Source organism: uncultured Methylibium sp. (genome assembly GCF_902826655.1).
Classification (GTDB): Bacteria; Pseudomonadota; Gammaproteobacteria; order Burkholderiales; family Burkholderiaceae_C; genus Methylibium.
Map to the genome: position 1 here is coordinate 1 of NZ_CADEFR010000020.1, position 21210 is coordinate 21210.

Below are 21210 nucleotides of genomic sequence, written 5' to 3' on the forward strand. Positions count from 1 at the left end.
GCCGCCGCAGCCGTCAGATGAGACTGTCGCGTTCCACACGAAACGGCATAGAGCCATGCTACGGCCTCGGCTCTCCTCTAGAAAGTTCCATCTTCGTACGTGCGGCCGGGACGCCGAGCGGTGCGATAGGCGACCTAAATTTCAACGGATGGAAGCTGACGCCTCGCGCCAGCCGGCTGCCTCAGGCCGGCAGCCGAGTCAGTCCTGAAACGGCGGCCGGCCTCGTAGCCGCCGCGCGATCAGCCCCGGCAGCCGCAGCAGGAACTCCACCATCAACCGCGTGTGCATCCACGTCAGCAGAACGTTGTCGCGGACGTAACGGAAGTGCGAGACGCCGCCTTCGTCGGCGCTCAGGTACTTGACCGGGGCGTCGCGGTTGATGGGCTTGACGCCGCGCCAGGCCAGGCGCACGACGGCCTCGGTGTCGAAGTCGAAGCGGCGCATCCAGGGCTGGCGGGCCATCACGGCCGCGAGCGCCGCGACCGGATAGACCCGGAATCCGTACAAGGAATCGGCCACGCCGGCGCCCAGCGTTTCCAGATTGGTCCACCAGTTGGACACGCGCCGGCCGCGCACGCGCAGCAGCGGCGCGCTGGCGTCGAAGACGGGGTGGCCCAGGATCATCGCGTCGGGCCGCGCGATCGACGCCTGCATGAAGTCGCCGATCAGCGCGGCCGGGTGCTGGCCGTCGGCGTCCATCGTCAGCGCGTGGGTGTAGCCGGCCTGCTGCGCCGCGCGCAGGCCGTGCAGCACGGCCGCGCCCTTGCCCTGGTTGTGCGGCAGCACCAGCACGCGCAGGCCGGTGTCGACGGCGGCCATGCGCTGCGCGACCTCGGCCGTGCCGTCGGTGCTGCCGTCGATCACGACCCACACCGGGTTCCACTGCGCGCGCGCCGCGGCGATGGTCTCGGCGAGCTGGCGTCCCGTGTCGTAGCTCGGGATCAGCACCAAGTGGGTGGCCGACGAGGATGACGACACCCCGCTCGCCGAGCGCGGCGATCGACCCTCCGCGAGGGTGGCGCCTTGCTTGGGGCGGCCCGGCGCGGCGGCGCTCACTGGACTACCCTCCGCGCAGAGCGCTCCGGGATTCGCGCTTGGGAGCGGCCCGGCGCGCTCATGCGGCGGCGGGCGCGCTGCGCGGTTTGACGCCGGCGGCGAAGTAGGCCTCCAGCCGGGCCAGCAGCGCGTCGGTGTCGTCCTCGGGCGCGAAGCGTTCGCCCAGCCGCACCGAGAAGCGGATCGGCAGCGGCGGCAGGCGCCACAGCGGCCAGCCCTTGCCGAGGTAGGGCGAGTCGGTGTCGATGAAGACGGTCTGGATCGGCGCACCGGCCAGCTTGGCGATCAGCGGCACGCCGGGCATGAAGGGGTTGACCGGCTGGCGCGTGGTGCGCGTGCCTTCGGGAAAGATCACCAGCTGCCCGCCGCGCTGCAGGTCCTGCACGGCCAGGCGGATCAGGCCGCGCGGCGAGTCGTTGCGGATGTAGCGCGCCAGCCGCGCGCCGGCGCCGAGGAAGGGGTTGCGCATCAGGCCGGCCTTCATGATGCAGGCGCTGTGCGGCAGCCGCGCCACCAGCATCAGCGCATCCAGCAGGCTGGGATGGTTGGCCACGACGATCAGGCCGCGCTCGTCGCGCAGCGCGTCCAGCACCTGGGCGTCGAGCCGGATCATGCCGCTCAGGCGCGCCAGCGCCCAGTAGAGGCGGTAGCCGTAGGCGATGCCGGCGCGGCCGACGACCAGGCCGCGCTCGCGCGGCAGCAGCGGGTACAGCAGCAGCGCGACCAGGTTCCAGACTGTCGACATCACGCCCAGCAGCAGCAGCTGGGCGTGCAGCCACAGGGTCAGCGGCAGCTTCAGCAGGTGCGCCACCGTTTCAGTCCCTGGTCGACACCTGCGCGGACGACGTCGCGAAGATCCAGCTGTAGGCGATGCCGAAGGACAGGTGCTCGCGTTGGCGCAGCAGCGGACTGTCGCCGTAGCGCGCGCCGTGCAGGCTGTCGAACTTGACGAAGAGGCCGGCCCAGCTGCGGTCGAAGCGCCGCGACAGCGCGGCCACGAACTGCAGGCCGCCGTAGCCGGCGCGGGCGCGGTAGGCCGGGCGTCCGGGCGTGGCGTCGGCCTCGGGCACGTCGTAGAAATAGGCGTTGTAGCGGCGGCTGCCGAACACCGGGCCGGCCAGCATGCCGAGGTTCCAGCCGGAGTTGCCGACGTCGGGCAGGTCGAGGTTGACGTTGGGCGTGGCGACCCAGCCGATGGCCCGCGGCTTGGACTCGAGCGTGAAGGCGGCGCGCAGCGGGGCGCGCAGGTCGAGCTTCCAGCCGGTGCCGCGCGACAGCGTCCAGTTGAGGTTGGGGCCGAGCTCGAAGGTCGGGGCCAGGTCGTCCATGCCGCGGCGTGCGTCGTTGTCCTCGCTGCGCGTCGGCGCACCGGCGCCGGCGCTGAGGTCGAAGTCGAAGCGGTCGGTCTCGACCAGCACGGCGCGCGCGCCGTCGCGGTCGGCCTTGAAGATCTCGCCGCGATAGACGAGGTAGGGCACCGGCAGCAGCCAGGCGTGCGACTGGTCGGCGCCGCGGTAGTGCGGCAGGCGCAGCGCGCCGACGCCCAGGCCCAGTTCCCACAGCGGACGCTCGGCCGCCGCGGTGGGCAGGGCGGGCAGGGCGAGCGCGGCACCGGACACCAGCGCGGCCGCCCGCCGCAGGCGCCGGCTCATGCGCCCACGCGGTCGATCCGACCCGCGGCGAAGGCGTGGGCCTCGATCTCGACCAGCAGGTCGCTGCGGCAGATGTCGGCTTCCAGGTAGAGCGCGTGGCGCGCGAACGGCGTCGCGGCGCCGACCTCGGCCTCGAGCGTGGCGCGCACCGACGGCGCCTGCTCGGCATGGCGCACGTAGACGGTCGCCTCCAGCGTGGCCAGGTCGAAGCGCGCATCGCCGCGCGCATTGGCCGCGGCGACGACGGCGCGCAGGTTGTTCAGCGTCTCGCGCGTCTGCGCCAGCACGTCGCCGGCGTGCACGCTGGCATGGCCGACGATGCTGGACGTGCCCGAGATCAGCAGCGCGACCTGGTCGGCGCCGGCCTCGACCAGCGCCGCGCGCGAGAAGGTCGGGCTGCGCACGCCGTAGTCGCGCGGGTAGTGGTAGGCCGACACCTGGCGCGGGTTCTCGACCGGCAGCGCGGGCCGCAGGCCGGCCAGGAAGCGCACGCAGAACGGGCCTTCGCGCGTGCCCAGGGCGCAGGCCGCGGGCGCGCCCTCGAAGGCCGGGCGGCGCGCGTCGAGGAAGGCCTGCTGCCGGCCGGCGTTGAAGCGCCGGTAGCGCTCGGTGCCGGCGGCATCGGCGTTGATGTGCGGCAGGTAGTTCCAGATCCGCTGCAGGTGGGTGAAGCCGGTCTGGTCGAGCGTGGCGAAGACGTCGCCGTAGGCGCGGCGCGCCAGCGCCTCGAGGTCTTGCCCGTGCTCGTCGAGGTCGAGCGCGCCATAGAGCCAGTGGCCGTTGTGGCGCCAGCGCACGCAGCCGCTGCGGCCGGCGAGCAGCGGGCCGTCGCTGCACCAGGCGTCGAGCATCGGGCCGTCCTGCAGCAGGCGGCGCGTCGCGACACCCGCCGGCGAGTCGATGCCGATCGGCGCCTGCAGGTCGTACAGCAGCCCGCCCAGCGCCGACGGCACGCCGGGGGCGGACCAGGCCGAGGCCGCGAGACGCCGGACGCTCAGTCGCGGACTCAGGGTGGTGGCCGCCACGGTCAGCGCGCCTCGAGGATGTTCTCGCCGGCGAGCGGCCCCATGTCCTCGATGTTGCGGTGCCGGCGCTTCCAGCCGGCCCAGCTGCGACGCCAGTTGCGGATCGAGATCATGTAGTAGATGCCCTTCAGGGCCCACAGCGAGGGCTTGATCGGGCTGTTGCCGTACAGGTCGCCGGCCAGCAGCGAGAGCAGCGCTTCCTTGACCCGCAGCGGGTTGGCCGGGTACATGAACATCTCGCGGATCGTCGGGTTGGTGACCCGGAAGATGAACCACGAGAACTCCTTCGGGCCGATCTTCAGGCGCTTCTCGAAGACCTTGCGCGCGCGCGCGGCCTCGGCCGGGCGGTCGAGCGTGGTCGCGACCAGGTCGACGGCGTCGAAGGCGCTGTGCATCGCCAGGTAGACGCCCGAGGAGAACATCGGGTCGATGAAGGTGTAGGCGTCGCCCAGCATCACGTAGCGCCCGCCGGCGGCGTGCGAGGCGATGTAGGAGTAGTTGCCGGTGGCGTGCACCTGGTGGCCGACCAGCGTGGCGTCCTTCAGGCGGTCGGCGAGTTCCGGGCACAGCGCGATGGTGTCGTCGAAGAAGTCCTTGAGCGGCTTGTCGCGCGACTTCAGGTAGTAGGGCCAGCACACCGCGCCGACGCTGGTCTGGCCGTCGGCCAGCGGGATGAACCAGAACCAGCCGTGCTCGAACCACAGGATGCTGATGTTGCCTTCCTTGATGCCGGGCAGGCGCCGCGCGCCGGTGTAGTGGCCGAACAGCGCCGAGCTGTTGTGCGCCGGGTTCTTCTCCTTGCAGCGCAGCTTGTTGGCCATGAAGGTGTCGCGGCCGGAGGCGTCGACGACGTAGCGGGCGCGCCACTGCCTGCTGGTCTTGCCGCCGGCGCCGTCGTCGAGCTCGGCGGTGACCGTGGCGCCGTCGTCGTCGTAGGCCACGTCGCGCACGCGGCAGCCTTCGAGCGTGCTCGCGCCGCAGCTCGCGGCGTTGCGGAACAGCAGCTCGTCGAGCTCGGAGCGCCGCACCTGCCAGGCATAGGGCTGGCGCTTGTCCCACTGCTCGGCGAACTCGAGGTAGCTGCGGTGCGTGTGCTCCGGCGAGACGAACTCGATGCCCCACTTGGGCATGCCGATCGCTTCGACCTGCTGGCGCACGCCGAGCTGGTCGAACAGCGCCACGTTGGACGGCAGCAGCGACTCGCCGATGTGAAAGCGCGGGTGCTGCGCCTTCTCGGTCAGCACGACCTTGCGGCCCTGGCGCGCCAGCAGCGTGGCCGCGGTGGAGCCGGCCGGTCCGCCGCCGATGACGAAGACGTCGCAGGCCTCGACGTCCGGGGTGGAGGAGGGCGTCGCGTTCATGCGGGTCGGGTCGCCGTGTATTCCGAGAAGATGCCCAGCTCGACGTGGCGCCGCACGTCGGTGAAGCCGGCGGCGCGCAGCGCGTCCATCACGGCCTGGGGCGGGATGCAGGCCTCGATGGTGTCCCAGTAGTAGCGCCACAGCTGGGCCGTGCCCTGGCGCCGCGCGACGGCACCGGCCACCAGCGGCAGCACCGCACGCATGTAGCCGCGCAGGGCGGCGGTGGCGATGCGGCCGGTCGGCCGCGTGATCTCCAGCACCAGCAGGCGGCCGCCGGGACGCAGCACGCGGTGGAACTCGGCGAAGGCCGCGCTGACATCGGCCAGGTGGCGCAGCGCATAGCCCATGCTCACGAAGTCGGCGCTGGCGTCCTCGCGGGGCAGGGCCTCGGCGCGGCCCTGCAGCAGCGGCACGCCGGGCAGGCCGACCTGGCTCATCATGCCGGCGCTCGGGTCGACGCCGACCAGGCTGCCGCCCGGGCCGATCAGCTTGAGCGCCTCGCGCGCGACCAGCCCGGTGCCGATGCCGACGTCGAGCACCTGGTCGCCGGCCTTCAGGCCGGCGCGCTCCAGCGCCTTGCGGCGGTACCAGGGGCCGCTGCCCAGCGCCAGCAGGCGCTCGATGCGCTCGTAGTCGGGCGCGGTCTCGTCGAAGATGCGCTTCAGGAAGCGCTGGTGGTCGTCCTCGTCGCCGTAGTAGTCGCTCAGCGGGGCGTGCGGGGCGAGAACGTCGGGTCGGAGGGGCGCGTTCGGGGAGGGACCGGTCATCGACGGATTATCGCAAGGCCGGCACCGGCTCTTAGCGCCGCTTGCCGCCCAGCAGCCCACCGAGCACGCCGCGGATGATCTCGCGGCCGACCGTCGTGCCCATGGTGCGCACGGCCGACTTGGCCATCGACTCGGCCAGGCCTTCGCGCTTGCCGCCGCGCGGGCCGGTGGAGCCGAACAGGATGCCGCCCAGGCCGCCGAGCAGGCCGCCGCCTTCCTCTGCCGGTGCGCCCCTGGCGGTGCCGCCCGTCTTGGCCTGGGCCTGCAACTCGTCGGCCGCATCGGCGGTGGCCTCGGCGCGGCCCTTGAGCTTCTCGTAGGCCGATTCGCGGTCGACGACCTTCTCGTAGACGCCGGCGACCAGCGACGACTGGATCAGCTTCTGGCGCTGCTCGGGCGTGATCGGGCCGATCTGGCTGCCGGGCGGGATGACGAAGACGCGCTGCGTGATGCCGGGGCGGCCCTTCTCGTCGAGCAGGCTGATCAGGGCTTCGCCGACCGCCAGCTCAGTGATCGCCGCGCCGATGTCGAGGCCCGGGTTCGGGCGCATGGTCTCGGCGGCCGACTTGACGGCCTTCTGGTCGCGCGGCGTGAAGGCGCGCAGCGCGTGCTGCACGCGATTGCCCAGCTGGCCCAGCACGGTGTCGGGCACGTCCAGCGGGTTCTGCGTCACGAAGTAGACGCCGACGCCCTTGGAGCGCACCAGCCGCACGACCAGCTCGATGCGCTCGATCAGGGCCTTGGGCGCCTCGTTGAACAGCAGGTGGGCCTCGTCGAAGAAGAACACCAGCTTGGGCTTGTCGGGATCGCCGATCTCGGGGAGCGTCTCGAACAGCTCGCTCAGCATCCACAGCAGGAAGGTCGCGTACAGGCGCGGCGAGCTCATCAGCTTGTCGGCGGCCAGGATGTTGATGACCCCCTTGCCATCCACCGTCTGCATGAAGTCGCCGATGTCGAGCATCGGCTCGCCGAAGAACTTGTCGCCGCCCTGTTCTTCGACCTGCATCAGCCCGCGCTGGATCGCGCCGACGCTGGCTGCGCTGATGTTGCCGTACTCGGTCTGGAACTGCTTGGCGTTGTCGCCGACGAACTGCAGCATCGCGCGCAGGTCCTTCAGGTCCAGCAGCGCCATGCCGTTGTCGTCGGCGATCTTGAACACCAGGCTCAGCACGCCCTGCTGGGTCTCGTTGAGCGCCAGCATGCGACCCAGCAGCAGCGGGCCCATGTCGGAGACGGTGGCGCGCACCGGGTGGCCCTGGGTACCGAAAACGTCCCACAGCGTCGACGGGCAGGCGAAGGGGGCAGGGGCCTCGAGGCCGCGGTCCTTCAGGATCTTGCCGATCTTCTCGCCGATCGTGCCGGCCTGGGCGATGCCGCTCAGGTCGCCCTTCACGTCGGCCAGGAAGACCGGCACGCCGATCTTGCTGAACTGCTCGGCCAGCGCCTGCAGGGTGATGGTCTTGCCGGTGCCGGTGGCGCCGGTGATCAGGCCGTGACGGTTGGCGAGCTGCGGAAGCAGCGCGCATTCGACGTCGCCGTGCTTGGCGAGCAGGAGCGGTCCGGCCATGAGAGGGTTCCTTGCAAGGGTGTCGAATAAAATCGCCGCAATCCTAAGCTTTCCGAATCGAGAACAACATGGCCGGCCACTCGAAATGGGCCAACATCCAGCACCGCAAGGGCCGACAGGACGAGAAGCGCGGCAAGATCTGGACCCGCATCATCCGCGAGATCACGGTGGCGGCCCGCCAGGGCGGCGGCGACACGTCGATGAACCCGCGCCTGCGGCTGGCGATCGACAAGGCCAAGGCGGCCAACATGCCGGCCGACCGCATCAAGTACAACGTCGACAAGGCCTCGGGCAACCTCGAAGGCGCCAGCTACGAGGAGATCCGCTACGAGGGCTACGGCATCGGCGGCGCGGCCATCATCGTCGACACCATGACCGACAACCGCGTGCGGACGGTGGCCGAGGTGCGGCACGCCTTCAGCAAGTACGGCGGCAACATGGGCACCGACGGGTCGGTGAGCTTCCAGTTCAAGCACTGCGGGCAGTTCGTCTTTGCGCCCGGCACGTCGGAAGACAAGGTCATGGAAGTGGCGCTGGAGGCCGGCGCCGAGGACGTGGTCACCGATGACGACGGCGCGATCGAGGTGCTGTGCGCGCCGCCCGACTTCGAGGCGGTCAAGACGGCGCTCGAGGCCGCGGGGCTGAAGGCCGAAGTCGCCGAGGTCACGATGCGGGCCGAGAACACCATTGCGCTGAGCGGCGAGGATGCGCAGCGCATGCAGAAGCTGCTGGACGTGATCGAGGACCTGGACGACACGCAGGCCGTGTTCCATAACGCAGAGATTGGTGATCAGTGAGTGGTGATCGGTGATCTGTGGGAACGCACCGGGATCTCGAGGCCTGGAAGCTGGAGATGGCGCTGGTGAAGCAGGTCTATGCGGATACGGCGGGTTTTCCGCCGGACGAGCGTTTTGGTTTGGCCTTGCAGATGCGCAGGGCTGCGGTTTCGGTACCGAGCAATATTGCCGAAGGCGCAGCGCGGCGGTCGAGCAAGGAGTTCGCGCACTTCCTGAGCATTGCGCTCGGGTCGCTTGCAGAACTGGACACTCAAATGGAGTTGGCGACGTCGCTGGGTTTCATGAAGCAAACATGCAAGACACTGGAGGCTCGATCGGATGTCGCGAGGCCGGTGACCGCCCTGCGACGATCCATCGAAGCCAAGAGCCACCGATCACAAATCACCGATCACTGATCACAACATGAAAGTTCTCGTGATCGGCGGCGGTGGCCGCGAGCATGCGCTGGCGTGGAAGATCGCCGCGTCGCCCAAGGTGCAGATGGTCTACGTGGCGCCGGGCAATGGCGGCACGGCGACGGACGTGCGATTGAAGAACGTCGCGATCACCGACATCCATGCGCTGGCCGACTTTGCGCAGACCGAGAAGATAGTCCTCACCGTCGTCGGCCCCGAGGCGCCGCTGGCGGCGGGCGTGGTGGACCTGTTCCGATCGCGCGGGCTGCGGGTCTTCGGGCCGACGCAGGCGGCCGCACAGCTGGAAAGCTCCAAGGCCTTCAGCAAGGACTTCATGAAGCGCCACGGCATCCCGACCGCGGCCTACGAGAGCTTCACCGACGCGGCGGCGGCGCACGCCTACGTCGACGGGCGCGGCGCGCCCATCGTCGTCAAGGCCGACGGGCTGGCGGCGGGCAAGGGCGTCGTCGTGGCCTCGACCACGGCCGAGGCCCATGCGGCGATCGACTGGATGCTGGGCACGGGCACGGGCGGCAAGCTGGACGTCGCGAACAACGCCGGTGGCGCGCGCGTCGTCATCGAGGACTTCCTCGCCGGCGAGGAAGCCAGTTTCATCGTCATCGCCGACGGCAAGCATGTGCTGGCGCTGGCCACCAGCCAGGACCACAAGCGCCTGCAGGACGGCGACCAGGGCCCCAACACCGGCGGCATGGGCGCCTACTCGCCGGCGCCGGTGGTCACGCCCAACATCCACGCCCGGGTGATGAAGGACATCATCCAGCCGACGCTCGACGGCATGGCCAAGGACGGCATCCCCTACACCGGCTTCCTCTATGCCGGCCTGATGATCGACGCGCAGGGCCACGCGAAGACGCTGGAGTTCAACTGCCGCATGGGCGACCCCGAGACGCAGCCCATCATGATGCGGCTCAAGAGCGACCTGCTGGACGTGCTGACGCACGCTGCGGATGGCACGCTCGATCAGGTCGAGCTGCAATGGGACCGTCGCTTCGCGCTCGGCGTGGTGATGGCCGCGCACGGCTACCCCGAGCATCCGCGCAAGGCCGACGTCATCACCGGCCTGCCGGCCGAGGCGGACGACGCGATGGTCTTCCACGCCGGCACTTCGCGGCTGAGCAAGGACCTGGTGACCAGCGGCGGCCGCGTGCTGTGCGTCACCGCGCTCGGCGAGTCGGCCAAGGTGGCGCAGGTGCGGGCCTACGAGGCGCTGGCCGGCATCCGCTTCGACGGCATGCAGTACCGGCGCGACATCGGGCACCGCGCCATCAAACGGTGACGGCCACGGCGGCGATCCACTTCCGCGGCAACCGCCTCGCGCAGGTCCTGCTGCGCGCCGCCGGCTGGCGCGTGCGCTTCGACGGCCTGCCGGCGCTGCAGGGCGTGCTGATCGTCTACCCGCACACCTCGAACTGGGATTTCCCGGTCGGGCTGCTCGCGAAGTGGGCGATCGGGCTGCCGGTCAAGTTCTGGGGCAAGGACAGCCTGTTCCGTTATCCCGTGTTCGGCCGCTGGATGCGCGCGGTCGGCGGCATTCCGGTCGACCGCAGCGCGCCGCAGGGCGTGGTGCAGGAGATGGCCGAGCGCCTGCGCGCGGCGCGCGCGAACGGCCAGCTCTTCTGGCTGGCGCTGTCGCCCGAGGGCACGCGCAGCTACCGCGACCACTGGCGCTCCGGCTTCTACCACCTGGTGCTGGCGGCCGACGTGCCGCTGGGCCTGGTGACGCTGGACTGGGGCCGGCGCGAGGTCGGCGTGCAGACCTTCGTGACGCTGAGCGGCGACCCGGTGCGCGACATGGCGCTGATCGCCGGCCATCTGCAGGGCGTGCGCGCCCGCCGGCCCGAGCGCGCCGCCCCTGTCACACTCGCAGCCCCATGATAGCCACCGCCACCGTCCGCGCCTACCTGCTGGGCCTGCAGTCGCGCATCGTCGCCGCGCTGGAGGCCGAGGGCGGCCAGCCCTTCCTCAGCGACGGCTGGACGCGCGAGCCCGGCGGCGCGCTCGAAGGCGATGGCCTGTCGCGGCTGATCGAGGGCGGCACGCTGCTCGAGCGCGGCGGCTGCAACTTCTCGCACGTCAAGGGGCGCAAGCTGCCGCCGTCGGCGACGCAGCACCGGCCCGAGCTGGCCGGTGCGCCTTTCGAGGCGCTGGGGGTGTCGCTCGTCTTCCACCCGCGCAACCCGCACGTGCCCACCGTGCACATGAACGTGCGCATGTTCGCGGCGCACAAGCCGCTGCCGGATGGCAGCACCGAGACGGTCGGCTGGTTCGGCGGCGGCATGGACCTCACGCCCTACTACGGCGTCGAGGAGGACGCGGCGCACTTCCACGCCACCTGCCGCGACGCGCTCGCGCCCTTCGGCGACGACAAGTACCCGCGCTTCAAGCAGTGGTGCGACGAGTACTTCTTCCTCAAGCACCGCAACGAGCCGCGCGGCGTCGGCGGCGTGTTCTTCGACGACTTCTCGGAGCTGGGCATGGAGCGCAGCTTCGAGATGATGCAGGCCGTCGGCGATGCGCTCGTCTCCGCCTACCTGCCGATCGTGCAGCGCCGCCGCGACACGCCCTACGGCGAGCGCGAGCGCGAATTCCAGGCCTACCGCCGCGGCCGCTACGTCGAGTTCAACCTCGTGTGGGACCGCGGCACGCTGTTCGGCCTGCAGTCGGGCGGGCGCACCGAGGCGATCCTGATGTCGATGCCGCCGTCGGTGACCTGGCGCTACGACTGGCACCCCGAGCCCGGCACGCCCGAGGCGCGGCTGTACAGCGACTTCCTGCGGCCGCGGGACTGGGCTTGAGCACGGCCTTGCGAGTCGGCCTGTTCGGCGGCAGCTTCGACCCGCCGCATGTCGGCCATCTGCAGCTGGCGCGGACCGCGCTCGCGCACCTGGCGCTCGACGAGTTGCGCTGGGTCCCGGCCGGCCAGCCCTGGCAGCGCCAGCACCGGCTGGCCGACAGCGAGCACCGCGCCGCGATGGTCCGGGCGGCCATCGCCGGCGAGCCGCGCTTCCTGCTCGACGAGCGCGAGCTGCGCCGCAGCGGCCCGAGCTACACGCTGGACACCGTGCGTGAGCTGCAGGCCGAACGGCCCGAGGCCGAGCTCTACCTGCTGATCGGCGAGGACCAGTACCAGCGCCTGCCGACCTGGCATGCCTGGCGGCAGCTGGTGGGCCGCGTCACGCTGGCCGTCGCCGGCCGCGGTGCGGTGCGCCCGCCGCCGCCGGCCCTGGAGGCCGTGCCGCATCGGGTCGAACGCCTGCCGATGCCGCCGGTCGACGTGTCGGCCACCGCGATCCGTGCCCACCTGGCGGCCGGAGGCCCGGCGCAGGGGCTGGTTCCCGCGATGGTGCCGCCCGAAGTCGCACGCTATATTGACCGCCACCACCTCTACACCGACCGGACCGATCCCGATCCGGCATGAACACGGAGACCGCCCCGCAGCACATGGATATCCGCAAACTGCAACGCGCCATCGTCGATGGCCTCGAGGACGTGAAGGCCCAGGACATCCAGGTCTTCAACACCGAGCACCTCTCGCCGCTGTTCGAGCGTGTGATCGTCGCGTCCGGCACCAGCAACCGGCAGACCAAGGCCCTGGCCGCCAGCGTGCGCGATGCAGTCAAGACCAAGGGCTTTCCGGTCATGCGCACCGAGGGCGAGGACAACGGCGAGTGGATCATCGTCGACTGCGGCGCCGCGGTGGCGCACATCATGCAGCCGGCGATCCGCCAGTACTACCACCTCGAGGAGATCTGGGGCGGCAAGGCGGTGAAGATGAAGTTCGGCGAGACGACGACGCGGCTGGTCAAGGCCTCCGAGCCCGAGCCGGAGCGCAAGCCGGCGTCTCGCAAGTCGGCATCGCGCAAGTCGGCATCGCGCAAGGCGGCGCCGCGCAATGCGGACAGCCGCAAGCCGGCGACCGCACCGGCGAAGAAGAAGCCCGCGGCGCCGGCAAGGCAGGCCGCGGCGCCGGCCAGGAAGGCGGCGAAGCCGTTCGCCGGCCGCGCCCCCGCGAAGGCGCCGGCGAAGAAGGCCCCGGCACGCCAGGTCGAGAGTCGCGCCGCCCCGGCGAAGAAGAAGGCTGCTCCGGCCCGCAAGAGTCCGCGCCGCGCATGAAGCTGGCGCTGGTCGCGGTCGGCCAGCGACTGCCGGACTGGGCCGATGCGGCCTGCGAGGACTACCTCAAGCGCTTTCCGCCCGACTGGCGCGTGGAACTGAAGGCCGTCAAGGCCGAGCCGCGCACGCAGGGCAGGACCGTCGACGCGATGAAGGCCGCCGAGGCGCAGCGCATCGAGGCCGCGGTGCCCCGGGGCGCGCGGCGCGTCGTGCTGGACGAGCGCGGCACGCGGCTGACGACGCGCCAGCTGGCCGATCGACTGCTGGCCTGGCAGCACGACGGCCGCGATGTCGCCTTGCTGGTCGGCGGGCCCGACGGACTGGACGACGAGCTGAAGGCCTCGGCCGATGAAAGCCTACGGCTGTCGGACCTGACCCTGCCGCATGCGTTTGCACGCGTCTTGCTCGCCGAGGCGCTGTACCGCGCCTGGTCGGTCAACGCCGGGCATCCCTACCACCGCGACTAGTCGCCCGACGACGCGTGACCAAGCTCCTCTACCTGGCTTCGCAGAGCCCCCGCCGGCGCCAGCTGCTGACGCAGATCGGCGTGCGCCACGAACTGCTGCTGCCCGCGGCCGACGAGGACAGCGAGGCGCTCGAGCACGGCATCGCCGGCGAAGCGGCCGCCGCCTACGTCGAGCGCGTGACGCTGGCCAAGCTGGCGGCGGCGCGCGCGCGCCTGACGCAGCGCGGCCTGCCGGCGGCGCCGATCCTGTGCGCCGACACCACCGTGGTGCTGGGCGAGGGCGCGGACGAGCGCATCCTGGGCAAGCCGGCCGACGACGAGGACGCGGCCCACATGCTGGAGGCGCTGTCGGGGCGCACGCATCGCGTGCTGACGGCCGTGGCGGTCGTCGAGGGGCCGCACCCGGCCTTCGCGCCGCAGGTCGTCGTGCAGCAGTCGGTCGTGCGGCTGCGGGTCCTGGCCAGCGACGAGATCGTGCGCTACGTCGCCAGCGGCGAGTCGCAGGGCAAGGCCGGCGCCTACGCGATCCAGAGCCAGGCCGGCGCGTGGATCGAGCACATCGAGGGCAGCTACAGCGGCATCATGGGTCTGCCGCTGTTCGAGACGGCGCAGTTGCTGCGGCCCTTGGGGTGGCAGTTCTGAGTGGGCGGTGATCTGTAGTCGGTGATCGGTGATCCGTGATCCGGTGTGGCGGACGTCGGCACCGATCACCGATCACACCCCGGATACCATCCGGCTCGTGCAAGACATCCTCATCAACTGGTCGCCGCAGGAGACCCGCGTCGCGGTCATCGAGAACGGCGCGGTGCAGGAGCTGCACCTGGAGCGCACGCTCGAGCGCGGCCTGGTCGGCAACATCTACGCCGGCCGGGTGGCGCGGGTGCTGCCCGGGATGCAGAGCGCCTTCGTCGACATCGGCCTGGAGCGTGCTGCCTTCCTGCACGTCGCCGACCTGCATCGCGACGAGGTGCCGGGCCGCGAGGCGGCCGCGCCGCCGCCGATCGAGAAGCAGGTGTTCGAAGGCCAGACGCTGGTGGTCCAGGTCATCAAGGACCCGATCGGTACCAAGGGCGCGCGCTTGTCGACGCAGATCAGCATCGCGGGGCGGCTGCTGGTCTTCCTGCCGCAGGACGACCGCATCGGCATCAGCCAGAAGATCGGCTCGCAGGAGCTGCGCGAGCAGCTGCGCAGCCGCATGCAGGCCCTGGCCGGCGACGGTGAGCCGGGCAAGGGCGGCGGATTCATCCTGCGCACCAACGCCGAGGAGGCGACCGACGCCGAACTGGCCGACGACATCGCCTACCTGCGCAAGACCTGGGCCGCGATCCGCGAGCGGGCCTTCAAGGCCGCGCCCGGCACGCTGCTGCACCTGGACCTGAGCCTGGTGCAGCGCGTGCTGCGCGACCTGACGCACGACCAGACGCACTCGGTGCGCATCGACTCGCTGATGCAGTACGGACTGCTCAAGGCCTTCGGCGAGCAGTACACGCCGACCTCGGTCGCCCGGCTCGAGCACTACAGCGGCGAGCGGCCGATCTTCGACCTGTACGGCGTCGACCAGGAGATCGAGCGCGCGCTCGCGCGGCGCGTGGACCTCAAGAGCGGCGGCTACCTGATCATCGACCAGACCGAGGCGCTGACGACCATCGACGTCAACACCGGCGGCTATGTCGGCGCGCGCAATTTCGACGACACCATCTTCAAGACGAATCTCGAGGCCGCGCAGGCCATCGCGCGGCAGCTGCGGCTGCGCAACCTGGGCGGCATCATCATCATCGACTTCATCGACATGGCGCGCGACGAGCACCAGGACGCGGTGCTGGCCGAGCTGCGCAAGCAGCTGGCGCGCGACCGGACCAAGATCACCGTCAGCGGCTTCACGCAGCTGGGGCTGGTCGAGATGACGCGCAAGCGCACCCGCGAGAGCCTGGCCCACCTGCTGTGCGAACCCTGCCCGACCTGCCAGGGCAAGGGCCAGGTCAAGACGCCGCGCAGCGTCTGCTACGACATCCTGCGCGAGATCCTGCGCGAGGCGCGGCAGTTCAACCCCAGGGAGTTCCGCATCGTCGCCAGCGCGGCGGTCGTCGAGATGCTGCTCGACGAGGAAAGCCAGCACCTGGCCGGGCTCTCGGACTTCATCGGCAAGCCGGTCTCGCTGCAGACGGAGCCGGGGCTGTCGCCGGAGCAGTACGACATTGTTCTGATGTGAGGTTTCACGGCGTCTCACGCCGACCCACTCGCCACCCGCAAACCCGCATGAATCCTGGCGTTTCCGGGTTTCAGCGCTTCTTGGGGACTCTTGAAGTCCCACTCTGTCCCACCAGAATTTGGTAGCTGGAATGGTAGCTAGAGTGGTAGCTGCGATCCGGTGCCAAGGAGCTGGGCATGGCAGGAGAGCGAGGCAGGCTGACGGACCTTCAGATCCGGCACTGGATCAAGGCGGGCGAGCCGCTCGCCAAGGCTGACGGTGGTGGGCTGACCTTCACCCTGTCAGCCGGTGGCGCGGCGGGCTGGGTGCTTCGCTACAGCCACGGTGGGCGCCGCCGCGAGTTGACCATCGGCCGCTACCCAGACATCGGCCTGGCCGACGCGCGCGGCATCGCCACCATCAAGCGCGCCGAGATCATGCAGGGCCGCAACCCCGCTGCCGACAAGCAGAAGGCCAAGGCCACGGCCGCGAAGGACTGGACCGTGCGCGAGCTGGCCAAGGACTACCGCGCCAAGAAGCTGGTGAGCCTGGCGCACAGCACGCAGGTGAGCTACGGCCGGCACCTGAAGCGCGTGGAGAAGAAGCTCGGCGCGCTGACGGTGCGCGAGATCGAGGCCTCCGATGTCGTCGCCCTCATCGAGGGCAGCGGTCTGACCTGGGGCGAGTCGAACATGCTGTTGATCACCACCAAGTGCCTGTTCACGCACGCGTGCGGCAAGCGGCTGATCAACGTGAACCCGTGCCACGGGATCATGTTGTCGGCATTGCTGGGTGAGCGCCCGCCGAAGCGACAGCGGTTGATGCTGACGCGCGACGAGATCCAGTTGCTGCTGGCTGCCGAGCTGCGCCGGCGCAATGCGCTGGCCATCCGCATCCTGCTGGCCACTGCCGTGCGCAGCGCCGAGATCTATCAGGCGAAGTGGGTGGATGTCGACCTGGATGGCGCGCAGTGGCACATTCCGAAGAGCAAGACCGGTGCGGCGATGGACATCCCGCTGGCCCCGGGCGTGGTCGACTGGTTCAAGGAACTGCGCACGCTGGCCGGCGAATCGGCTTACGTGCTGCCCGCGCATTCACGCAGCCGAGCCGCGCGCCACGGCGGCGACACCCACCTCAACAAGGACACCTTGCGAGAGGCCATCGACCACTGGCTGCGGACCGAGGAGCCCGCCGTGCGCCGCTTCACGCCGCACGACCTGCGCAGCACGATGAAGTCGCACATGCGCGCGCTGGGCGTGCCGCGGGACATCTCGGAGATGTGCCTGAATCACAAGCTGTCGGGTGTCGAAGGGATCTACGACCGGCACACGTACTTTGAGGAGAGGCGAGAGGCGCTGGAAAAATGGGCGGAGTTCCTGGAGCGCTGCGATCCGAAGCAGCGACCGATGTAGCAAAGGTTCGCCGCGTTCGGGCAGAAGGCCCGCCGGCCCGCCGGGACTTCGCACAGGGAGGCTGATGTACGAACGGGGGTCTGTTCGAGTGCTTGGTCATAGACTGATAGCTGAAGTTCGATTTGAGAGCTCGACCGTCCGCTTCTTAGCTCGTCGCTGACGTAGTCTCGCGCGGCGCTAGCGAACCTCCGTTGTCGATCGTCGGACGCACGCTGTCGCCCGACGCCTGGTTGCGGCGGTGAGCGCTCCTGCCCAGTGTGGGTGACGCTATGCCTTGGGCAAGGGCCGGTGTCTCGATCGCGGGGCGACGGTGCCCGCGACAGGTCTGGACCAAACTGCTCAAGCAAGCGAGGCTTGCGAGCGGCCTGAGCCCAATAGATCTGGGCATCGCCGCCGGACTTGATGAATTCGTTCCTTTCACCCGAATCAATCGCTACGAGGTTGGCGTCCATCAGGCCTACTACCTGATGGGCGGTGCCTGGCCGGTGCCCAGAAGTTTCCCTTGGCCTACCTGTACTGCGAAAGCAACGAGATGGCGAGCATGTTGCTCGCGTTTCATGGGGCGCCCAGGGCGGCGGGGCGTGCGGCCTTAAAGGTGCTTTCGTCGTAGCCGTCTGACCGATAGCAATCCGAGGCACCTGGTGTGCGGAACGAATCCACGTCGGACTCGGGCGGCGCAGTGATCAAGCCGGTTCCCTTGCGCTGCCGGTGGAACGCTGCCACATTCGTCGAGGTAGGAGAATGACTCGCAGCCGATCTCGACGCACCACGACCGTCGAGGCGCCAATGCCGATGGGGAGGGGCAACTTGATTTCACTTGAAGACTTCACCGCTGCCGTTCACGACGTGCTCGGGCGTGAATTGAACGATCCGCAGCGTACCTGCGTGAGCCACGGCACCGATTCGGCGCTCATGATCGTGGCCGGGCCCGGATCGGGCAAAACCACGGTGCTGGTCCTGCGAGCACTCCGGCATGTGCTCGTTGATGGGATGCAGCCCGAGTCCGTGATGATCACGACGTTCACCCGCAAGGCGGCCGGTGAACTCTCGAGCCGCCTGCTCGGATGGGGAATCTCGCTAGTCGATCACTTTGCCGAACGTGCCAGGCTCGCCGCAGACACGCCGAAGCTGAACTGGCTCAATCGTCTGGACATCAACGCGATTCAGGCGGGCACGTTGGACAGTTTCTGCCAACTCTGGCTTGGCAAGACGCGGATTGTGGGCTCGCCCACACCTGTGATGCTCGAAGAGTTCGCGGCTAACTTCGTGTTTCGGCGCAAGGTCTTCGCACCGGCCTACCGAACCGGCGGGCAGGCGACGATGGACTCCTACCTGGCGCAATACAACTTTGAACGCCAGGCCCCTCGCAACCAGGCGGACGCCGGCAATCTTTCGATCAGCGTGAACAATCGGTTGATCCAGGATCTGGTCGATCCCGACGGCTACCGTGGCAGCGGTGCGGCGCAACAGGCGCAAGCCGCCCTGTTGCAGCAATACCGCGAATACCTGCAGGATCGGCAGATGTTCGACTTCTCGCTGTGCTCCGAGCGGATTCTCGGAGGCCTGCGCTCCGGGCGACTGTACGGTCAGTTGACGCCGCTGTCCGCCTTGCTCGTCGATGAGTACCAGGACACGAACCCGATGCAAGAGGCCATCTACTTCGAGTTGGTCAGGCAGTCTGGGTGCGCATTCGCCATCGTCGGCGACGACGACCAAGCACTCTACCGATTCCGTGGCGCGACGGTTGAACTGTTTACGAACTTCCAGGCGCGTTTCGCACAGCAGTTGCCCGGCGCCGAGAGCGAGATGGTCTACCTCTCGACCAACCACCGCTCGACGCCCGAGATCGTCCGGTTCTTCAACACCTTCGCGACGCACGATCCCGCGTTCGTCGCCGCGCGGGTCGCGGGCAAGCCGCCGATCCGTGAGTACAACCCTGGCCGCGACATCCCGATCCTCGGCTTGTTCAGGGACTCGCTGGACGACCTGTCCGCAGACCTGTCCCAGTTTCTTCTCGACGTTTTCCAAGGTGAGGGTCGACGGATTCCCGGTACTGGTGCTGTCTTGCGTAGCCAGGCGCAAGGTGGCGCGCTCGGCGACGCGTTGCTGCTCGCTTCGAGCGTGCGTGAGTACAAGGACAGCAACGATGGACCCGTCGAGCGCCTTCCCATCCAGGTTCGCCAACACCTGGAGGCGGCCGGCCTTGGTGTGTTCAACCCGCGTGGCCAGGATCTGCGCGACATCCTGAACGTGCAACGACTGTTGGGACTGGTGCTGCTCTGCCTTGATCCGACCGATAGGCTGGAGACGACGCTTTATCTGAACCGCGACACCCAACGCTATGTACCGCTTTGGCGTCAGGCGGCCGAAGCCTTCATCGCGACGAACCCGGTGCCGGCGAGTGCGCGTTCCTCCCTGCGGCACTATGTGCAAGGCTGGCGGGCGAGAAGGACGTCCAGCGGGGAAGACTGGCCCAACGAGATCCCGCTGCTGGACCTGCTCTACAAGCTGATCGTGTGGATTCCGGAGTTCCAGCGAGACCCGGAGCATCTGGTCTACCTTGAAGCGATCATGCGCTGTGTGGTCCAGGGCGCGCACTATTCCGGCTACGGGTTCGCGATCCTGAACACGGCGCCGCACGACAGCCAGAGCCGGACGTCGGTCTTCTACGACCTGCTCTCGCCGATAGCGCAGACGGAAGTTGAGGTCGACGAGGATCTGATGTTTGCCGTGCCGCGCAACCGGTTGGGCATCATGACGATCCATCAATCGAAGGGGCTGGAATACCCCCTCGTCATCGTCGACGTGGGATCGGAGTTCAAGTCCAACCATGCCAAGCAGGCGTTCAAGCGCTTTCCGCGCGATTCGTCGTCGACGGTCTTGATGGAGTCCGGCATGGCGCCCTTCACCGGCGTCGGAAAACTGCGCGTTGCGCGCACGGACATCGACCGCACGTTCGACGACCTGATGCGTCTGTACTACGTGGCCTTCAGCCGCGCTCAGGTCGGATTGATGTTGGTCGGCTTGACGAAGAACATCGAGTACGCCACCACCGTACAGAACATCGCGACCTTCTGGCGTCGGGACGGGGGCTGGTCCTGGCGCAACGACAACCCCGCACTAAAGCGGGGTGCGCCGACCCGGCCGGAAATGATGCCGCTCGAACTGATCTAGGACTGCACATGGCGCTCGTTGCACGACACGAACCTACGACGATTCCGAACTACAGCCTGACCGGTGATCTGCTGGCCTATCTGCGCTGCGGCCTGCAGTATCGGTACCAGAACGGCAGTGCACTGCCACCCGCCCGACCGGTGCAGTTGTGGTTCGGCGAGTTCATCCACGGCGTCCTTGAGATGGCCTACACGCTCTGGAAGGAGCGCAACATCCCGCTGCCGTGGCCGAGCAGCGTGATCGAATGGGACGAGCGCATCGGTGGGAAAGGTCTGCCTGATCACGACATCGGGGAGATCGGGCGCCGGGTCGAAGCGGTCTTGGCCGTACAGGGCAAGATCCCGCGCAACCGAGACGCACGCATGACCGCGTACGCGCGAGCGGCCGAAGCTATCAACATCGTCGGTCCGCACCTGTTCCCGCTGGTTGTCTTTGCCGAGGAACCGCTGGCAGGTTCTCGTCCGATGCCGGCTGGCACGACAGGGCTGCGCGCCGAGCGCTATGGCGTCACGGGCGTCGCCGACGTCCTGACGCACGTCAGCCTCGCCAGCGTGCCGGCCGCGAACCTCATCCGCGCGGCCGTCGAGGAGGTGCTCAACGCGCAAGGTGTTGCGGTACCGGGCGAGTACGAGGTGATCGTCGACTACAAGGGCGCGGCGCGGCCCGAGGTCGGGACCGGACAGGAGTCGTATTGGCAGCAGCACGACTGGCAGATCCAGATGTATGGTTGGTTGCGTGCAAGGCGCCCGGACGCGAAGCCGGTGATCGCCGGCGTCGTGCTGTACGTCAACGAACTGCTGCCAAGCACGACCGATGTGATCGAGATCCGCCGCCAGGTGCAGCGTGGCGTCACGGACGTGACCCCGGTGCGAGGGTCGCCCGACTACTACGCTCTCACAACCGCGCGTCCGGGGACGGTCGCGGGCCGCGAACTGTCTGAAGCGTTCCGACTGCGGCGCGCGCTGCGCGTCATCGCTGTCACCGAGGACAGCAAGCGCGTAGCCGAGGCGGCGTTCGACGGCGTCGTCGTGGACATCGAACGCCGCCTGCAGAACGAGATCGGTGGCGGTGACATTCTTCAGGCCTGGGTGCCCTCGTGCAGCGACCCTGATACTTGTGTCGCCTGCGACTCCAGGTACTACTGTCCGAAGCCGGCAGGCAAGGACCACACCCATCGAATCGAGCCGCCGCCGGTTCCGTGAAGCCGCGCGCGCGG

20 protein-coding genes are annotated in these 21210 nt (G+C 69.1%); 13 read left to right on the forward strand and 7 right to left on the reverse strand.

Annotation, left to right across the window (positions count from 1 at the left end):
- Nucleotides 1-198 precede the first annotated feature (198 nt).
- From QZV97_RS10320 to QZV97_RS10350, 7 genes are all read right to left on the reverse strand, one after another.
- Nucleotides 199-978, reverse strand: a complete 780-nt coding sequence (locus QZV97_RS10320; RefSeq protein ID WP_295641697.1) for a glycosyltransferase family 2 protein — start codon at nt 976-978, stop codon at nt 199-201.
- A gap of 136 nt (nt 979-1114) precedes the next feature.
- On the reverse strand, nt 1115-1867 hold the full coding sequence (locus tag QZV97_RS10325; RefSeq protein WP_295641698.1) for a lysophospholipid acyltransferase family protein: 753 nt from the start codon (nt 1865-1867) through the stop codon (nt 1115-1117).
- A gap of 4 nt (nt 1868-1871) precedes the next feature.
- Nucleotides 1872-2708 (reverse strand): MipA/OmpV family protein, encoded by an 837-nt coding sequence (locus tag QZV97_RS10330; protein ID WP_295641699.1) that lies wholly within the window; start codon nt 2706-2708, stop codon nt 1872-1874.
- Entirely contained in the window at nt 2705-3733 is a 1029-nt protein-coding gene (locus tag QZV97_RS10335; RefSeq protein WP_295641700.1) for a hypothetical protein, read from the reverse strand. Before QZV97_RS10335 ends, QZV97_RS10330 begins: the two co-directional genes overlap by 4 nt.
- A 2-nt stretch (nt 3734-3735) precedes the next feature.
- Nucleotides 3736-5094: an NAD(P)/FAD-dependent oxidoreductase gene (locus QZV97_RS10340; RefSeq protein ID WP_295641701.1), complete on the reverse strand. Its 1359-nt coding sequence runs from the start codon at nt 5092-5094 to the stop codon at nt 3736-3738.
- Complete coding sequence (locus QZV97_RS10345; RefSeq protein ID WP_295641702.1) at nt 5091-5861, reverse strand: class I SAM-dependent methyltransferase; 771 nt, start codon at nt 5859-5861, stop codon at nt 5091-5093. Before QZV97_RS10345 ends, QZV97_RS10340 begins: the two co-directional genes overlap by 4 nt.
- 31 nt (nt 5862-5892) lie before the next feature.
- Nucleotides 5893-7428, reverse strand: a complete 1536-nt coding sequence (locus QZV97_RS10350) for a helicase HerA-like domain-containing protein (protein WP_295641703.1) — start codon at nt 7426-7428, stop codon at nt 5893-5895.
- Nucleotides 7429-7496: 68 nt separating this feature from the next.
- Between QZV97_RS10350 and QZV97_RS10355 the strand changes: the two genes are divergently transcribed.
- The 13 genes from QZV97_RS10355 (at nt 7497) to QZV97_RS10415 (ending at nt 21196) form a co-directional block, all read left to right on the forward strand.
- Entirely contained in the window at nt 7497-8225 is a 729-nt protein-coding gene (locus tag QZV97_RS10355; protein ID WP_295641704.1) for a YebC/PmpR family DNA-binding transcriptional regulator, read from the forward strand.
- A 17-nt stretch (nt 8226-8242) separates the two neighbouring features.
- Nucleotides 8243-8620 carry a four helix bundle protein gene (locus tag QZV97_RS10360; protein WP_295641705.1) on the forward strand — a complete coding sequence of 126 codons (378 nt, stop codon included), beginning with the start codon at nt 8243-8245 and terminating at the stop codon, nt 8618-8620.
- A 7-nt stretch (nt 8621-8627) separates the two neighbouring features.
- On the forward strand, nt 8628-9917 hold the full coding sequence (purD, locus tag QZV97_RS10365) for a phosphoribosylamine--glycine ligase (protein ID WP_295641706.1): 1290 nt from the start codon (nt 8628-8630) through the stop codon (nt 9915-9917).
- Nucleotides 9914-10516 (forward strand): 1-acyl-sn-glycerol-3-phosphate acyltransferase, encoded by a 603-nt coding sequence (locus tag QZV97_RS10370; protein ID WP_295641707.1) that lies wholly within the window; start codon nt 9914-9916, stop codon nt 10514-10516. The genes purD and QZV97_RS10370 overlap by 4 nt, the downstream gene beginning before the upstream one ends.
- Nucleotides 10513-11436 carry an oxygen-dependent coproporphyrinogen oxidase gene (hemF, locus tag QZV97_RS10375; RefSeq protein WP_295641708.1) on the forward strand — a complete coding sequence of 308 codons (924 nt, stop codon included), beginning with the start codon at nt 10513-10515 and terminating at the stop codon, nt 11434-11436. The genes QZV97_RS10370 and hemF overlap by 4 nt, the downstream gene beginning before the upstream one ends.
- Nucleotides 11433-12059, forward strand: a complete 627-nt coding sequence (gene nadD, locus QZV97_RS10380; RefSeq protein WP_295641709.1) for a nicotinate (nicotinamide) nucleotide adenylyltransferase — start codon at nt 11433-11435, stop codon at nt 12057-12059. Before hemF ends, nadD begins: the two co-directional genes overlap by 4 nt.
- Nucleotides 12056-12754 (forward strand): ribosome silencing factor, encoded by a 699-nt coding sequence (gene rsfS / locus QZV97_RS10385; RefSeq protein ID WP_366558904.1) that lies wholly within the window; start codon nt 12056-12058, stop codon nt 12752-12754. Before nadD ends, rsfS begins: the two co-directional genes overlap by 4 nt.
- Nucleotides 12751-13221 (forward strand): 23S rRNA (pseudouridine(1915)-N(3))-methyltransferase RlmH, encoded by a 471-nt coding sequence (rlmH, locus tag QZV97_RS10390; protein WP_295641710.1) that lies wholly within the window; start codon nt 12751-12753, stop codon nt 13219-13221. The genes rsfS and rlmH overlap by 4 nt, the downstream gene beginning before the upstream one ends.
- Nucleotides 13222-13235: 14 nt before the next feature.
- Nucleotides 13236-13862 carry a Maf family protein gene (locus tag QZV97_RS10395; protein ID WP_295641711.1) on the forward strand — a complete coding sequence of 209 codons (627 nt, stop codon included), beginning with the start codon at nt 13236-13238 and terminating at the stop codon, nt 13860-13862.
- 97 nt (nt 13863-13959) lie between these two features.
- A complete protein-coding gene (gene rng, locus QZV97_RS10400) occupies nt 13960-15429 on the forward strand; it encodes a ribonuclease G (RefSeq protein ID WP_295641712.1) in 1470 nt (489 codons plus the stop codon).
- A 176-nt stretch (nt 15430-15605) separates the two neighbouring features.
- Nucleotides 15606-16820, forward strand: coding sequence for a site-specific integrase (locus tag QZV97_RS10405; protein ID WP_295641713.1), 1215 nt, complete (start codon nt 15606-15608; stop codon nt 16818-16820).
- A gap of 807 nt (nt 16821-17627) precedes the next feature.
- Nucleotides 17628-19994 (forward strand): ATP-dependent helicase, encoded by a 2367-nt coding sequence (locus tag QZV97_RS10410; RefSeq protein WP_295641714.1) that lies wholly within the window; start codon nt 17628-17630, stop codon nt 19992-19994.
- Between the two features lie 8 nt (nt 19995-20002).
- Nucleotides 20003-21196, forward strand: coding sequence for a hypothetical protein (locus tag QZV97_RS10415; protein WP_295641715.1), 1194 nt, complete (start codon nt 20003-20005; stop codon nt 21194-21196).
- The last annotated feature ends 14 nt before the right edge of the window (nt 21197-21210 follow it).

Bases quoted from the DNA above. Each gene is read 5' to 3' on its own strand.
- QZV97_RS10330 (WP_295641699.1), bottom strand. From the start codon at position 2,708: ATGAGCCGGCGCCTGCGGCGGGCGGCCGCGCTGGTGTCCGGTGCCGCG.
- QZV97_RS10340 (WP_295641701.1), bottom strand. From the start codon at position 5,094: ATGAACGCGACGCCCTCCTCCACCCCGGACGTCGAGGCCTGCGACGTC.
- QZV97_RS10345 (WP_295641702.1), bottom strand. From the start codon at position 5,861: ATGACCGGTCCCTCCCCGAACGCGCCCCTCCGACCCGACGTTCTCGCC.
- QZV97_RS10350 (WP_295641703.1), bottom strand. From the start codon at position 7,428: ATGGCCGGACCGCTCCTGCTCGCCAAGCACGGCGACGTCGAATGCGCG.
- QZV97_RS10355 (WP_295641704.1), top strand. From the start codon at position 7,497: ATGGCCGGCCACTCGAAATGGGCCAACATCCAGCACCGCAAGGGCCGA.
- purD (WP_295641706.1), top strand. From the start codon at position 8,628: ATGAAAGTTCTCGTGATCGGCGGCGGTGGCCGCGAGCATGCGCTGGCG.
- hemF (WP_295641708.1), top strand. From the start codon at position 10,513: ATGATAGCCACCGCCACCGTCCGCGCCTACCTGCTGGGCCTGCAGTCG.
- rsfS (WP_366558904.1), top strand. From the start codon at position 12,056: ATGAACACGGAGACCGCCCCGCAGCACATGGATATCCGCAAACTGCAA.
- rlmH (WP_295641710.1), top strand. From the start codon at position 12,751: ATGAAGCTGGCGCTGGTCGCGGTCGGCCAGCGACTGCCGGACTGGGCC.
- QZV97_RS10405 (WP_295641713.1), top strand. From the start codon at position 15,606: ATGGCAGGAGAGCGAGGCAGGCTGACGGACCTTCAGATCCGGCACTGG.
- QZV97_RS10415 (WP_295641715.1), top strand. From the start codon at position 20,003: ATGGCGCTCGTTGCACGACACGAACCTACGACGATTCCGAACTACAGC.